Source organism: Defluviitoga sp., assembly GCF_035349255.1.
Lineage (GTDB): Bacteria > Thermotogota > Thermotogae > Petrotogales > Petrotogaceae > Defluviitoga.
The window spans coordinates 1-16,062 of sequence record NZ_DAOPSE010000031.1; the positions used below are offsets into that span (position 1 = coordinate 1).

Annotated in this window: 12 protein-coding genes, 1 pseudogene and 1 riboswitch; of the genes and pseudogenes, 5 read left to right on the forward strand and 8 right to left on the reverse strand. The window is 31.7% G+C overall.

Annotated elements, in window-relative coordinates; genetic code table 11:
* Together PKN74_RS06790 and PKN74_RS06795 are read left to right on the forward strand one after the other, a co-directional pair.
* Positions 1-239, forward strand: a pseudogene (locus PKN74_RS06790) (hypothetical protein); the annotation flags it as partial.
* Between the two features lie 263 nt (positions 240-502).
* Entirely contained in the window at positions 503-2,320 is a 1,818-nt protein-coding gene (locus PKN74_RS06795; RefSeq protein WP_472309890.1) for a beta-N-acetylhexosaminidase, read from the forward strand.
* Positions 2,321-2,358: 38 nt separating this feature from the next.
* Here PKN74_RS06795 and PKN74_RS06800 read toward each other — a convergent pair whose 3' ends face one another.
* From PKN74_RS06800 to PKN74_RS06835, 8 genes are all read right to left on the reverse strand, one after another.
* Positions 2,359-4,095, reverse strand: coding sequence for an NADH-dependent [FeFe] hydrogenase, group A6 (locus PKN74_RS06800; RefSeq protein WP_472309892.1), 1,737 nt, complete (start codon positions 4,093-4,095; stop codon positions 2,359-2,361).
* An 18-nt stretch (positions 4,096-4,113) separates the two neighbouring features.
* Complete coding sequence (locus PKN74_RS06805; RefSeq protein ID WP_472309894.1) at positions 4,114-5,571, reverse strand: NADH-ubiquinone oxidoreductase-F iron-sulfur binding region domain-containing protein; 1,458 nt, start codon at positions 5,569-5,571, stop codon at positions 4,114-4,116.
* Between the two features lie 187 nt (positions 5,572-5,758).
* The gene (locus tag PKN74_RS06810) at positions 5,759-6,136 is read right to left on the reverse strand and encodes a (2Fe-2S) ferredoxin domain-containing protein (protein WP_472309896.1); all 378 of its coding nucleotides are present in this window, start codon (positions 6,134-6,136) and stop codon (positions 5,759-5,761) included.
* A gap of 140 nt (positions 6,137-6,276) precedes the next feature.
* Positions 6,277-6,783 carry an NADH-quinone oxidoreductase subunit NuoE family protein gene (locus tag PKN74_RS06815; RefSeq protein ID WP_472309898.1) on the reverse strand — a complete coding sequence of 169 codons (507 nt, stop codon included), beginning with the start codon at positions 6,781-6,783 and terminating at the stop codon, positions 6,277-6,279.
* Positions 6,784-6,994: 211 nt separating this feature from the next.
* Positions 6,995-8,140, reverse strand: coding sequence for a Gfo/Idh/MocA family protein (locus tag PKN74_RS06820; RefSeq protein ID WP_472309900.1), 1,146 nt, complete (start codon positions 8,138-8,140; stop codon positions 6,995-6,997).
* A 17-nt stretch (positions 8,141-8,157) separates the two neighbouring features.
* Positions 8,158-9,252 (reverse strand): Gfo/Idh/MocA family protein, encoded by a 1,095-nt coding sequence (locus PKN74_RS06825; RefSeq protein WP_472309902.1) that lies wholly within the window; start codon positions 9,250-9,252, stop codon positions 8,158-8,160.
* Positions 9,253-9,502: 250 nt separating this feature from the next.
* Positions 9,503-10,420 (reverse strand): homoserine O-acetyltransferase MetA, encoded by a 918-nt coding sequence (metA, locus tag PKN74_RS06830; protein WP_472309904.1) that lies wholly within the window; start codon positions 10,418-10,420, stop codon positions 9,503-9,505.
* Positions 10,411-11,727, reverse strand: a complete 1,317-nt coding sequence (locus PKN74_RS06835) for an O-acetylhomoserine aminocarboxypropyltransferase/cysteine synthase family protein (protein WP_472309906.1) — start codon at positions 11,725-11,727, stop codon at positions 10,411-10,413. The genes metA and PKN74_RS06835 overlap by 10 nt, the downstream gene beginning before the upstream one ends.
* Before the next feature lie 255 nt (positions 11,728-11,982).
* Positions 11,983-12,092, reverse strand: a riboswitch (SAM riboswitch).
* A 176-nt stretch (positions 12,093-12,268) separates the two neighbouring features.
* Between PKN74_RS06835 and lspA the strand changes: the two genes are divergently transcribed.
* From lspA to PKN74_RS06850, 3 genes are all read left to right on the forward strand, one after another.
* Positions 12,269-12,727, forward strand: a complete 459-nt coding sequence (gene lspA, locus PKN74_RS06840) for a signal peptidase II (RefSeq protein ID WP_472309908.1) — start codon at positions 12,269-12,271, stop codon at positions 12,725-12,727.
* A complete protein-coding gene (locus PKN74_RS06845) occupies positions 12,699-13,664 on the forward strand; it encodes an RluA family pseudouridine synthase (protein WP_472309910.1) in 966 nt (321 codons plus the stop codon). Before lspA ends, PKN74_RS06845 begins: the two co-directional genes overlap by 29 nt.
* On the forward strand, positions 13,665-16,062 hold a 2,398-nt coding region (locus PKN74_RS06850), incomplete at its 3' end, for a helix-hairpin-helix domain-containing protein (protein WP_472309912.1).

Here is a 16,062-nt window from a genome sequence, read left to right on the forward strand (position 1 = left end):
AATATGTAAGTCTTAATGGCCATTATGGATGTAGCTTTAGTTTTCATGATTTTAAAGCGCCAAAAATCTTCAATAAACTAAAAAATTCAAATAGGAACGAAAACACACTACAACTTATAGACTATATTTTTGTAAAAAATTCTATAAAAGTTATAAATCATGGGATTTTGCCAGATAATTGTGACGGTATTTTTCCATCCGATCATATGCCTGTTATAGCTGATTTAGAGATTGTGTAAAATACCCCTGCTTAACTGCAGGGGATTATTAAATGTTGATTTTAAACATCAATCAAGTATTATTGGCGCTGATAGAGACTAAACTTTAGAAGAGGAAAGACATTCTAAACATAGGATTTTGAATTTATGAAGTTTACATGAGCGGAGCCCTCCTCTTCACCTTCTGCATAAATACCAAAAAAAGCTAAAATTTGAAGCATAAATAGAATTAAAGTTTCAGAATTTTTAAAGTGGATATTAATTTCATATTAGGAGGAAAATTTATGATACCAGTTCCTAAAAAGATCACTTTACTTGAAAGAATTTTTAAAATGCCTGATAGTGGAAAAATTCTAGCTTCAACAGATACTTTTAAGTTGGCAGGATTAGTAAAAGACATTTTTTTTGAAAAGAAGCTGGAGATAACAACCTATAATGATGGCACAGCAAAGATTCAACTTTTTGTTGATGAAAATGTAATAAATAACCCACAAGGTTACAAAATGAGGATTACTGAATCTAAAATCACTATTGTAGGTGGATCACATCAAGGATTATTTTATGGAATTCAAACGTTAAAACAACTATTTAGAGAGCATAGATACCAAATTCCTTCGATGATAATCGAAGATGAGCCTGATTTTTACAATCGTGGATTTATGTTAGATATAAGTCGAGATAGAGTGCCTACTATGGATACTCTTAAAAGTTTAATTGATGTTTTGGCTGAACTAAAATATAATCAATTTCAACTATATACAGAACATACCTTTGCTTATACTAATCACGAAATTGTATGGAAAGACTATTCTCCTTTGACTTCTCAGGATATTCTTGAACTTGATAATTATTGTAAAGAAAGATACATAGAATTAGTTCCAAATCAAAATTCTTTTGGACATATGGAAAAATGGTTAATTCATGATGAATATAAACATTTAGCTGAAGCACCAAATGGTTTTATCAAACCTTGGGGAGAAAAGTCGGGTCCTTTTTCGATATCGCCGGCAGTTCCTGAGTCCATAGAATTTGTAAATAGTTTATTTGAGGAGCTACTGCCTAATTTTACAAGTACAAAAGTAAACATAGGTGCAGATGAGACATTTGATTTAGGCTTAGGTCGATCTAAAGAACTTTGTGAAAAGTTTGGAAAAGGAAGAATATATTTAAACTTCTTGTTTGATATATATAAAATAATTAAAAAACATAATAAAACAATGATGTTTTGGGGAGATATAATAAAAAATTATCCAGAACTTGTAAAAGATCTTCCTGACGATGTTATTTCTTTAATCTGGGGATATGAAGCTAATCATCCATTTGAAGAAGAATGCTTGTTATTTGCAGAAAAAGGATTCACATTTTATGTTTGCCCTGGTACCTCTTCTTGGAATTCCTTTATTGGAAGAAGTGATAATGCTATCGAAAATATAGAGAATGCCATTATAAATGGGAAAAATCTTGGAGCAAGTGGGATTCTTCTTACTGATTGGGGCGATAATGGTCATCCTCAACATTTGCCTTTTTCGGTTATTGGTCTAGGGTATGCTTCAACGCTTGGATGGAATCTTTCAAATAAACCTTTGGTTAAAGAGTTTTTGAAAGATTTAAATGTGCATATTTTTCAGGTTAAAGATGATATAGCACAAATATTATACACTTTAGGAAATCTTTACAAAAACGCTGGAGTTCAGATTCACAATTCAAGTCCATATTTTCTAGCGCTCTTATTTCCGGAAAGGGTTATAGGTTCCAAAGAGATGTTAGATGTGAATGTTGAAGGAGTCAATAAATCAATAATCATAGCTAAAGAAACAATGCAAGAATTATCGAAAATGAGAGATAATACTGACAAAAAAATGTTAATAGATCAAATAATAAATAATGTTGAAATGGCTATCCTAGGAATGAAAATGCTGTTACTTATTAAAGAACACACGAATATTCTAAAAATTCCAGAAAATGAGTGGAAGATATTTAAAGAAGAATTAGATCATGTAATCAATGAATACCAAAAATTGTGGTTATCTGTAAATAGACCTGGGGGATTAGAAGATAGCACAAAAAAACTTACTAAAATTTTACAACTAAGATATAAATAAATCAGGCAGAGAATTATCTCCACCTGATTTATATATGATTAAAGCCACTCTCTTTCTAAATAATGAGTATGTAATAATTGTTGTGCCTTTTCGCTTCCTGGTTTTTCTAGGTATTCGTTGTAAAGTCTTAATATATAAGGATTTTCGTGGGACTTTCTTATTATTTTAGTTCTATCTATAACATTTAATGCATCTATTCTTTTTTTGATTACTTCAAAATTACCATGGTGATAAGGTTGACCTCCTCCTCCTACACAACCGCCAGGACAGGCCATAATTTCGATTAAATGAAGATCTATTTTTTTGTCTCTAATAGCTTCCAGCAATTTTCGAGCGTTTCCTAAACCATATGCTACCCCAATTTTAATAATTTGACCGTTAATGTCTACTTCTGCAACTCTTAAAGATTCATAACCGTGTAAAGCTTGGAACTCAACCGTTCTTAATTCTCTTCCAGTTAACCACTCATATGTGGTTCTTAAAGCTGCTTCTGCAACTCCACCTGTTCTTCCAAAGATTGCAGCTGCCCCAGTCGATTCTCCAAGAGGGTTGTCGTAAGACCTTTCTGGAACAGTTGTAAAATTAATTCCTGCCTCTTTTATCATTTTTGCTAGTTCTCTAGTTGTTAATACGTAATCAACATCTTTATAATCTGGGCTGGAGTTTATTTCTTTTCGAGAAGCTTCGTATTTTTTGGCTAAGCATGGCATAATAGATACTACTGTAATATTTTTAGGTTCCAGATTAGCCTTTTGGGCATAATAACTTTTTACTATAGCACCAAACATCTGTTGAGGAGATTTTGCAGAAGAAGGCATTTCTATTAAATCCGGGAATTGGTGTTCCAAAAACTTTATCCATCCTGGACAACATGAAGTCAGCATAGGTAGAAAACCGTCGTTTTCAAGTCTTTCTTTAAATTCTGTAGCTTCTTCAATTATAGTAAGATCTGCACCAAAGTTAGTATCGAAAACCTTGTCGAATCCTAGTAATTTTAATGCACCAACTAATTTTCCAGTAGAAATAGTTCCTGGCTCAAATCCAAACTCTTCTGCCAAGGCTACTCTGACAGCAGGTGCTGTCTGAACAACAACATGCTTTTTTTCGTTTACCAAATCTTTCCATACGTAGTCAATATATGAATCCTCTTCTAATGCACCTGTTGGACATACTGCAACACACTGACCACAGAAAGTACAAGCCGTTTCTTCTAAAGGCAAATCAAAAGTAGGTTTAATAACAGCGTTGAATCCCCTCTCTACAGCTGATAAAACTCCTACTGTTTGAAAATCATTGCACATTGTTTCACATCTTCTACACATTATACATTTATTAGGATCTCTTATAATTGCTGTGGAAATATCTTGTTTGTAGTTTGTTGTTTTTCCCATGAAAGGGTTTTTCACTATATTAAGTTCAGAAGCAATTCTTTGAAGGTCGCACTCACCATTTTTTGGGCATTGCAAACAATCTTGTGGATGGTCTGATAGAAGTAATTGAATAGCAGTTCTTCTAGCTTCAACTGCTTGTCTTGAAAGTGTGTTTATTCTTAATCCTTCCGAAACTGGTGTAGTACAAGCTGGAGCTAATGATTTTCTACCTTCTATTTCAACCATACAAACTCTACACGATGAAGGTTTATTTTCTATGTTAATATCCTTTAAATTTAAATAGCACAAAGTCGGTATGTAACCACCGAATTTTTGAACTGCAGTCAAAACAGTATCATTTTCAGAAGCTTCAAACTCATCTCCATTTATATAAATTTTGGGCATCTAAATATTACCTCCTGATTAAACAATTTTAATTGCATTAAATCTACAAGTAGAATAACAAGAACCACACTTAATACATTTTGTTTGGTCTATAAAATGAGGTTTCCTCAATTCGCCACTTATAGCTTGTGTAGGGCAAACTCTTGCACAAGCAGTGCATCCTTGACAGTTTTGTGGAATAACTTCATATCTGATTAAATTCTTACAAATACCTGCAGGACATACCCTGTCTAAGATATGAGCTTTGTACTCATCTTCAAAATACTTAAAAGTAGAAAGAACAGGGTTAGGTGCTGTTTGTCCCAATCCACATAACGAAGAATTTTTTATAACATTGGAGAGAGAAATCATTCTTTCCAAGTCCTCTAAATGGGCGTTTCCAGAAGTAATTTTTTCTAATATTTCTAACAGCCTGACATTACCAATTCTACAAGTTGTGCATTTTCCACAAGATTCATCAACTGTGAATTGAAGATAAAATTTTGCCACATCTACCATACATGTATCTTCGTCCATGACAATCATTCCGCCAGATCCCATCATTGATCCTAAATTTTGAAGACTATCATAATCTATTGGTGTATCGAGATATTCAATAGGAATACAACCGCCGGAAGGTCCCCCAGTCTGGACAGCCTTAAATTTTTTGTCTCCCTTAATTCCACCACCAATATCAAAAATAATTTCCCTTAAGGTTGTTCCCATGGGAACTTCTACTAAACCAACATTTTTTACGTCTCCAGCTAAAGCGAAAACTTTTGTGCCAGGGGAATTTTTAGTACCATATTGTCTGAACCAATCTGGGCCATTAAGTATTATAGGGGCAATATTAGCGAAAGTCTCAACATTATTTATTAAAGTAGGTTTTCCCCATAAACCACTTGTAGAAGGAAATGGTGGCTTATTTCTAGGTTCGCCTCGTGATCCTTCAATCGAATGAATTAAAGCTGTTTCTTCTCCACATACAAAGGCACCAGCACCCAACCTAATTTCTATGTCAAAAGAAAAACTGGTTCCTAGAATATTTTCTCCAAGCAATCCAAATTCTTTTGCCTGACAAATAGCATTTTTTAATCTTTCAACTGCTAGAGGATATTCTGCTCTGATATAAATAATACCTTTTTTTGCTCCTACGGCATAACCTCCAATAGTCATTCCTTCAAGAACGGAATGAGGATCTCCCTCCAAAATAGATCTGTCCATAAAAGCACCAGGGTCTCCTTCGTCGGCGTTGCATATAACATATTTTTCATCGCCTTTTGCTTGCATAGTAAATTTCCATTTTAAACCAGTTGGAAAACCCCCTCCACCTCTGCCTCGTAAGTTAGAAGAAGAAATAATATCAATCACTTCTTCCCTCGTCGACTCAAGAGCTTTTGCTAGCGCTAAATAACCATCGTTTTTTAAATAATCTTCTATATTTTCCGGATTAATATTTCCAGCGTTTCGTAATACAATACGTATTTGTTCACACATTATTTTACCTCCACTTATATAACTAATTCTATTTTTGATATTATGAAATGCTAGTAGCTAATTTATTATTTAGATAAATTCTAAATTTTTAACGCAATTTGCTTTCTTTCTTCTTTTTAAAAGGGAAAGTAAGAGGGCTGCCGCCCTTGAACCCGCTTAAATTTAAAACTCAGCTTCTAAAGATTGACTACAAAACTATCTTATGAGTTTCATGGACAATAAGTTCTTTCACTATTTTTCCTTCCATTAAATGATTATAAACAATATCATGAACCTTAGATTTTGTTACAAAACCATATAATATAGGTTCTTTTCCTGGTTCATTAACTTCAACGGTAGGTTCGGCATAACAATATCCCAAGCATCCTGTTTTTATTACTTCTACGTTTTCTAGTTTAGTTTCATTAATAACTTTTAATAACTCATTAAAAGTTTCCTCTGCCCCAGAAGAGATTCCACAAGTTCCTAAGGCTACCTTCAAATAAGTAGTTTTATTTTCACTATCATTTTTTTTAAGAGTAGCTACCAAATTTCTTAATTCATCGATACTATTTAACTTAGACACAAAAGTTCCCTCCTATTTTATAAAGGTTTTAGATTAACATTTTTGAAAAAAGGTTCTTCATTGGGTAAGATTTCGCTGTGTTACATTTTAATTTCAAGGTATTATTATTCATAAAATCTATCTTCTTCTAAGGTTTTTATCTATTGATTTTCTTTACTTGTATATTCTCTAATAATTTTTCTAACATCTGAAACTTTTAGTCTCCCGTAAGTATCTTCACCAATTTTTACAACTGGAGCTAGACCACACGCACCCAAACATCTAACTGGATGAATTGAGAATAAACCATCTTCTGTAACTTCCTCTGGTTCAATATTTAAAAATTTTTTAAATTCATCATAAATTAAGTTTGCCCCCGCAACATAACAAGCGGTCCCCAGACAAATATTAATAGGATATTTTCCACGAGGTTTTGTAGAGAAAAAATTATAAAATGTAACTACTCCATATACTCTAGAGACGTGTATTTTTAGTTTCTGTGCAATGAGCTTCTGAACTTCTGTTGGAATATAACCTATATTTTCTTGTGCTTTATGAAGAATTTGAATGAGCAAGCTTTTTCTTTGTTCATCGGTATAACCCTCTACATCTATTGATTCAAGATATTCTCGGAATGTTTCTAATTTGTGTTCATAAACTTTTTCCATGAAAAGTTATCCTCCTTACTTAAAATAATAAGTTAAAAAATTCACTTAAAAAATATATAAATTTTCAAAAATTCTATCATACTTTTAAATAAAAAAGTTTAAAAAAATCTGAAAAGCTTATTACACTTTTTACTAAATATTATCTACTAAATTTTATGTATATTTCAATTGAATACAAAATTATTTTAAAATTTTTATTAATAACTATTTTTTAATAATTGATCCAAACACAACCTTTGTTTGTACTTTCCACACATTTTTCTATAAAACGCATGCCTTGAACACCATCTTCTACAGTTGGAAAATCCAAATCTGCAGAAGTTAAAATCTCACCTTGTTTTTTCTTATGAATTGCATTAACAAATTTATCATAGATTCTAGCAAAAGCTTCTACATATCCTTCTTGATGGCCACCTGGGGCAACATATTCTGTTTTTATAGAATCATTTATCTGATCGCTTCCTCGAGATATAATTTTAAATGGTTCATCGATTGTCGATAATTTTAGATAATTTGCATGTTCTTGAGACCATTCTATAGAACCTTTGGTACCGTATATACCAAAATTTAAGTTGTTTTCATGTCCAACGGCAATTTGTGATGTCCAATAGATACCTTTGGAATTATTATCATAATTTACAAGAATGGAGGCATTATCGTCAAGTCTATCTTCTTCTATGAATTTATCCATTCTAGCACATAAAGAATTTATCTTTAGACCGCTAACAAAAGATATCAAATTTTCAACATGAACTCCGATGTCTGCAACACAATTTGACAATCCAGAAATATTAGGATCTGATCTCCATTCATGACGTGGGATTTTACCCTTATAAGGAACTTTTGCCATCCATTCACTTATATACTGTGCATTTACAAATCGCACCTCACCAATTTTTCCGCTTTTTACTAGTTCTCTTGCATATCTAACCATTGAATAACCAGTATATGCATAAGAAACTGCGAAAAGTAAATCTTTTTCTTGTGCTAATTTTTGTAATTCTAATGCCTGATCCAACGTAACTGTTAAAGGTTTTTCGCACATGACATTTATTCCATTTTCCAGAAAACTTTTAGCAATCTCATAATGAGAATTGTTAGGAGTCACTATAACAACGAAATCTATTTTATCAGGTCTTTTTCCTTCTTCTTCTGCCATTTCAGCGTAATTTTTATATAATCTTTTTTCATCAAGCTTTAATTCTTTACCTGTAGCCAATGTATTTTTAATATTTCTGGAAAAAGAACCAGCTACTAATTCTGCCTTCCCATGAAGATTTAAAGCTTTTCGATGAATAGTTCCTATCTGAGATCCTCTTCCTCCACCAACCATTCCATAGATAATCTTTTTAGCCATGTTATGGCCTCCTTCAATCAAAATTTAACCCAAGAACTTCCTTTTTTAGTACTTTCTATACATTTTTCTATAAATTTCATGCCTCTTACACCAGCGATAACACTTTGAAAGTTCGAGTTATTGTTATTAATTTTCTTACCATTCTTTTTATTTATTAGATCTGTTATAAAAAGAGAATAAGTGTTTTTGAAGCCTGCATTTGTACCTTCTAAAATTTCTTCTTCTTTTTTTATTAGTTTTAGTGAATCTTCAAAGAAAATTTTTATAGTGTTTGCTTCTTGAAGATCCCATTTTAAAGTTCCTTTGGAACCATAAAGTGAAAAGTTAAAATTGTTTTTTTCTCCTATGGCTATCTGAGACATAAAATAAATTCCTCTTGAACCATCTTTAAAATTTACCATAACTATCGAATTATCTTCCAGCTTTCTTGATTTTACAAATGCATCTAATATTGCGCACAACGATTCGATTTCCTTTTCTGTTAAGTAAGAAATCATATTTTCCACATGACTTCCAATGTCAGCAGTTGTGTTAGCCAAACCACTTTGAGAAGGATCTAAACGCCACTGAGCTTGTTTATTTTCATTTTCCACAGGTTCGGCCAGCCATCCTTGAAGATACTGAGCATTTATCATTCTGATAGTTCCTATTTCGCCAGATTGAATCATTTTTTTTGCTTCTTGAATAATAGGAAAACCAGTATAAGAGTAAGTTACGCAGAATAGTAAATCCTGTTTATTTGCTAAATCTTTAAGTTCTTCGGCTTCTTTTAGAGAAGTAGTTAAAGGTTTTTCACAAACAACGTTTATTCCATTTTCTAGAAAAGCTTTAGCTATTTTGTAATGAGAGACATTTGGCGTTGCAATAACCACAAAATCTATCTTTGGCTTCTTCTTACTTTCTACTCTAATCATTTCTTGATAATCTTTGTACAGCCTTTCTCTTCTTATTTTCCACTCTTTGCCTGTCTGAAGTGTTTTCTTAAAATCTCTTGAAAAGCAACCACTAACAATTTTTGCCCTTCCATCTAGTAGGATAGCGTTTCTGTGAGATTCTCCAATCATAGAATCTATAGCTCCGCCTACCATTCCGTAGGTTAATTGAGTATCCATTGGTTTTTTCCTCCTAAGAATTGATGTTTTATACACTTTGGAAATTCAAAAATCTTTATTTTTAAAGGGTAATAATTGATGAGTTCTTTAACAAATTCGGTACTTGTACCGAGAGAAGATAAAGGGCTGCCGCCCTTATACCCGTATAAATCTAAAACCTTATTTTTGAAAATCTTTGTTTCTAAAGTGTGTATTTAGGTTAGTTTAATTATATAATATTTTATAGTGAAGGAAAAATATTTCTACTCCATTAATTTATTTTATTGATTTCATAAGGTGTTTCTTGATATACATAATAGTTTAACCAATTGCTAAACAATAAATAAGCGTGGCTTCTCCATTTTACTATTGGTTCCCCATTGGGATCATCATTAGGAAAATAATTTTTTGGAAGGGGTATATCTAGCCCTTTATTTAAATCTCTTTCATACTCTTTTTTCAAAATTACTGGATCGTATTCCGGATGGCCGGTTACAAATACTTGTCTTCCATCTACTTTTTCTATTAAGTATACTCCAGCGTCTACTGATTCAGAAATAATATTTAATTCAGTAATTGGTTCTATATCTTCTCTTTTTATTTCTGTATGTCTTGAATGAGGTGCCCAAAATATGTCATCAAAACCCCTTACCAATTTACAACTTATATCGTTTACTGAATGCTCAAAAACGCCAAATATTTTTTTATTAACAGGATATTTATTTATACCATAGTATAAATATAATCCTGCTTGGGCTCCCCAACAAAGGTGTAAAGTTGAAAAAACATTATTTTTAGACCATTTCATAACTTCTTTTAATTCTTCCCAATAATCTACTTCTTCAAAATCTAAAGTTTCAACAGGAGCGCCTGTAATAATCAATCCATCAATTTTTTTGTATTTAATTTCAGAAAACGTTGTATAAAAAGTCCTAAGGTATTCTTCTGAAGTATTTTTTGATTTGTGAGAGATCATTCTTAATAAAGAAACATTTACTTGTAAAGGTGTGTTTCCTATAAGTCTAAGGATTTGAGTTTCTGTGACAATTTTTGTGGGCATTAAGTTTAAGATTATAATTTCTAAAGGCCTAATGTCCTGATGTATAGCTCTTTCCTGAGACATTACGAAAACATTTTCTTTTTTTAATATTTCCCCAGCGGGTAGATTCGCTGGAATGTTTATGGGCATTTACTTCCATGCTCCCTTTGAGAGGTAGTAGCTTTGGTTAATGATAGGTTTATATCTTCTATTAAATCCTCTATATCTTCTAAACCCACAGATAGTCGAATCATATCCTCTGTAACGCCAGAAGCCAGCTGTTCCTCTTTAGTCAGTTGTTGGTGAGTAGTAGAAGCTGGATGAATAGCCAAAGATCTGGCATCTCCTACATTGGCAACGTGCTGAAAAAGTTCTAAATTTTCTATAAATTTTCTTCCTGCTTCTAACCCCCCCTTCAACCCGAAAGTTAAGATTCCTCCAAATCCGTTTTTCAAAAAATTCTTTGAATTATTATAAGTCTTATGATCCTCTAGTCCTGGATAATTAACCCAGTTAACCCTTGGATCATTTTGTAAATAATGAGCTATTTGTAAAGCGTTAAAACAATGCTTTTGCATCCTTAGACTTAAGGTCTCTAAGCCTTGTAATATCAAAAAGGAATTAAAAGGGCTGATTGTGCACCCTATATCTCTTAAAAATTGAGATCTAGCTTTTTGTATATAAGCGGCATTTCCAAATTTTTCGAAAAAGTTTACACCATGATATGATGGGTCTGGTTCACTTAACTCAGGAAATTTTCCATTGTTCCAATTAAAGTTACCACTGTCTACAATGATTCCACCAATACAAGTACCATGCCCGTTCATGTACTTGGTTAAAGAATGAATTACTATATCGGCGCCAAATTCAAAAGGTTTGCATAAATAAGGTGTTGCAAACGTATTATCGACAATTAACGGAATTCCATTTGTATGTGCTATTTTAGATATTTCTTCAAAATTTGGTACAGACAATTCTGGGTTGCCTATGGTTTCAACATACACTAACTTTGTTTTATTAGATATTTTTTCTTGTAAATCTTGAAGATCTGTAACATGAAAAGAATGTGTTGTTATGCCCAGTCTTCCTAATGTATTTTTAAATAGAGTGAAGGTACCTCCATATAGAGAGCTGCTGCACAAAATTTCATCTCCTGCTTTTGTAATATTTAAAACAGCGATAGTTTCAGCAGCTTGACCAGAGGCGGTAGCCAAAGCTCCTACTCCTCCCTCCAACGCGGCAACACGCTTTTCCAAAACTTCTGTAGTTGGATTTTCCATTCTTGTATAAATATTTCCACTCTCTTCTAAAGAAAAAAGTCTAACCGCATGATTGGTATCTTTAAATTTGTAAGAGGATGTTTGATAGATCGGAACAACATTTGAACCGGTTGTAAGATCTGAATTGTATCCGGCATGAATCATTAAAGTATCGAATTTGTAATTCTTTTTTGTCATATTTGTACCTCCTTAAAATTTGGTGAGGGCTACCGCCCTTTAACCCATTTAAATTAAAAACCTTATTTTAAAAATCTTTATTTCAAAATAGCATTAATTAGTTCTTTTTTACAGATTCGGTACCCGTAACAAGAAGAGTGAAGAGCTACCGCCCTTTAACCCGTTTAAATTTACAAATCATAAGTTTTTTTGAGTAATAAAAAAATAAAAACCTCTTTTTAAGATGAGAAGAGGTTTTTATTATTGTTTTTCCTCTCCTTATCTCTCAGAATTATTTCTGCAGGATTTGGCACCTTCGCATAATTTGATTTATGCAGGTTGCCGTGGCTTCATAGGGCCAGTCCCTCCACCACTCTTGATAAGGCGAAAATTATTAAATTAGGAAAATTCTAACATAATTTATAATTTTTGTCAAGTCAACTTATAAAATACGTAACAACTTAAAAAATGTTAACTTTATTTAGAAAAAGTGTTATTTTAAAATGTTATAATTACATAAAATTAATATTTCAGGTAATATAAATGTGAAAGGAGTTTTATAATGTCGTGGCTTATTCCGGTAATCATCTTTTTTGATCAGTTAACAAAAAAACTGGCAGAAACTTTTTTGATTCAAAGCCCTATAAAAATAGGTATATTTGAGTTGACTTACGTAGAGAATACTGGAGTAGCCTTTGGACTCTTTAGAGGGAAATCCTTTATACATGGAATTGTTGCAACTATAATCGCTGTATTTCTATGTTTTTTTAGAGAAAAATATTTAAAAGCTAATCATGAATACAATTTTTCTTTTGATTTAGGGATCTGTTTTATAATCAGCGGAGCTTTGGGGAATATTTTTGATAGGATTAGATTAGGGTATGTAGTAGATATTATATCGTGGCATAATTTTTCAGTGTTCAACGTTGCAGACATTTTTATAACGTGTGGTGGAATAGTCTTATTGTATCATTTAGTTCGGAGGAGTTTACATGGAAAAAATGATGTACAAAGTGAATAAAGTAGATGAACTGAAAAGATTAGACATATTTGTTTTAGAAAAATGTCCTATAAAAGTTTCTAGAAGTATAATTCAAGAATTGATAAGAAATGGAGCGGTTACAGTTAATGGAGGTATGAAAAAGACACATTATCTTGTTAAAGATGGAGACGAAGTTATTATATATCTTGATGATTTAAAAAGATTAATTAACAATAATGAACAAGTATCCATATTGCCAGAGAATATTCCTTTGGATATTTTATATGAAGATAAAGATATAATAGTTATCAACAAACCAGCAGGCCTTTTAGTACATCCAACTAATAAAATTAGAAGTGGAACTTTAGTTAATGCGTTAATGTATCACATCGAAGGTTTTGACAAAATTGGGGATGATCCAAGCCGACCGGGTATAGTTCATAGACTTGATAAAGATACTTCTGGAGTTTTAGTTGCAGCAAAAAACAATTATTCAAAAAGCAGTTTATCTGAACAATTTAAAGAAAGAAAAACAAAAAAGATATACTTAACCATTGTAAAAGGTTGTTTAAAAGAAAAAGAAGGTGAAATAGAGTTACCTTTAGGCAGGCATCCTACATTAAGGCAAAAAAGAGCAGTAGTTTTCAACGGAAAAGAAGCTGTAACTTTTTATAAAGTATTGAAAGAATTTGATGATCTAATATCCTTAGTTTGGGTACAACTCGAAACAGGGAGAACTCATCAAATAAGAGTTCATTTCAAACATATAGGGAACCCTGTTGTTGGTGACACTTTGTATGGGAAAAACAAATTTGAAAAGGATTTTGAAATTCCTATTGAAAGACAAATGCTGCATGCATTGAAGCTTGGATTTTACCATCCTCGAAGCGGAAAATGGTTGGAGTTTTTAGCTCCTTTACCAAAAGATTTTAAAAGAGTTTTAATAAATTTTAGTGATAACGTTGGGGGTCAGTAATTGAAAATTTTAGGACCTGTAAAGACTTCAAAATCGATAGGTAAGTCTTATCTTCAAATAAAAGATCTTTTTGTTTTAGCCGAAAAACATGGATTTAATTGCATAGTTTTATCTGAATCTCACCCAAAATCATGGGTGAGGTTTATTAGTCTTTGTGAAAAATATAAAATCAAACCCGTTATTTTGTATGAAACAAACCACAGAAAATTCCTTCTCAAAACTAATCAAGATATCAAACAAGCAATAATGTATTATAACAAATTGATTGACAATTTAAGCTTAAAGGAAGTAAGCTTAAATCTACCTTATGTGAGATATCCTGTTGAGGGATTAAAAAACATATTTAAAGACACTGAGTCGTTGTGTGTGAAAGAAGCATTAAAATATCAAAAGGATTTGTCTTTCCTAGGTTATGAAGATACTTATTATAATTTAAAAGAATACACTTTTAAAGAGTATCAGGTTAGAGGAAAAAGTTTATACGATTATTTACAAGAAGATGAAATGACCGATATAGAGAAGGAAAGATTGGCTTATGAGTTAAACACTGTCAAAAAGTTGGGAGTAGAAAATTATATATTAACGGTGAAGGAAATAGTAGATGCTGCAGCTAAAAAAGATATATTTATAGGCCCTGGAAGGGGATCAGCAGTAGGTTCTTTTTTGGTGTATAAATTAGGTATAACAAAGGTTAATCCATTGAAATATGGATTATTATTTGAGAGATTTCTAAATGAATACAGGCATGAGTTGCCTGATATAGATATAGATGTGGATGCTGAAAAAAGGAATGAACTTATCGCTACGTTACAAGAAAATATGGGTTTTTACAACGTGGCTCAAATACGAACATATTCTACGATGAAAATCAAATCTGCTTTAAAAAAAAGTGAAGAATTACTTGGTTATACTGCTGATCTTAAACTCTCAGTTCCAATTAGAGACAAAGAAAATTTAAAAATGCTAGCAAATTTTTCCAACAAAGAAAAGATTTTTTTTATTTTAGCCTATTATTTAGAGGGCTTAGAAACTGCTGAGTCAACTCATGCTGCAGGCCTGGTTATTTCAGATGAAGATCTTAGAACCTTTGCACCTTTAGAAGAAAGAAATATACCAATAATTGAGTGGGAAATGTCAGATTTGAAAAATATAGGCGTTGAAAAATTTGATATTCTTTCATTAGATACCTTATCTTTTTTAAAAAGGTTAGAAGCAAAAGAAGAATATGAAAATTTAAATGAACCTTTAAATTATAAGTATCTTTCACTGGGTTTAACTAAGGGAATATTTCAATTAGATTCTAGACTGGGGAAAAAACTTTCAAAGAAAATTAAACCAAAAAATTTTGAAGAATTGGTATTGTTGCTAGCCATAAACAGACCCGGTCCACTTGAGTCAGGAATGCTAGAACAATATTTAGAGAATGCTGCTCCTCAATATTTGAGGGATATCTTTCCAGAAACAAAAGGTGTTTTGGTTTATCAAGAACAGATCATGAAGCTATCACAAGTCTTAGGAGGATTTTCACCAGAAGAATCTGATTTATTAAGAAAAGCAATGTCAAAAAAAGAAAAAGAGAAAATTCTAAAGTTCAAAGATAAATTTATAAATAACGCATCAAAGAAAATAGGTTATGCTCAAGCAAATTTGTTATTTTCCCAGCTAGAAAATTTTGCTCAATATGCATTTAATAAATCCCACGCGGTTGCTTATGCACATATCTCATATTGGCTTATGGAAGTGAAGTTTAAAAACCCAAAAAAGTTTTTTTTGGAGTTAATTAAACTAAAGGGTTTAGACATAGATATAATTAATGAAGCCAAAATATTAGGGATAGAAGTAAGTTTGCCCGACATTAGATATCCGCATGGTCACATTGATAAATCACAAATTATTTTGCCACTATATAGTGTAAAAGGAATAGGGAAAAATATAGCCGACATTTTCATGGACTCTAATTTTCAAAGTTTAGAAGAGTTTTTTAATTTCTCTATATCCAAAAATCTTAACAGAAACATAGTTGAATTACTTATTAAATGTGGATCTTTAGATTATCTAGATAACAATAGAAAAAAGATTTTAAAAAATTTGTCAGAATTATTAAGGGGGAAAAACAAAGAACTTCAAGAAATTGGAAGGGTTTTGTTTGGAGAGAAAAAAGAAGAAACTTTTTCTGACGAAATTATAACTGTTCTGGAAGATTACGCAAATTATGAAGTAGAGACTTTAGGCTTTCCTATCTCACTTTTAAAGCAAAAAGGATTATCTGATACTTTAATAAAAAAATATTTAAATAACGAGAAAATTGTTTTTAATGGTTATGCATTTCGTGAATTTTTGGTGGATAATTCTGCTATAATGTATACTAAAATATATAACAGAACCCTGAAAAGAATAA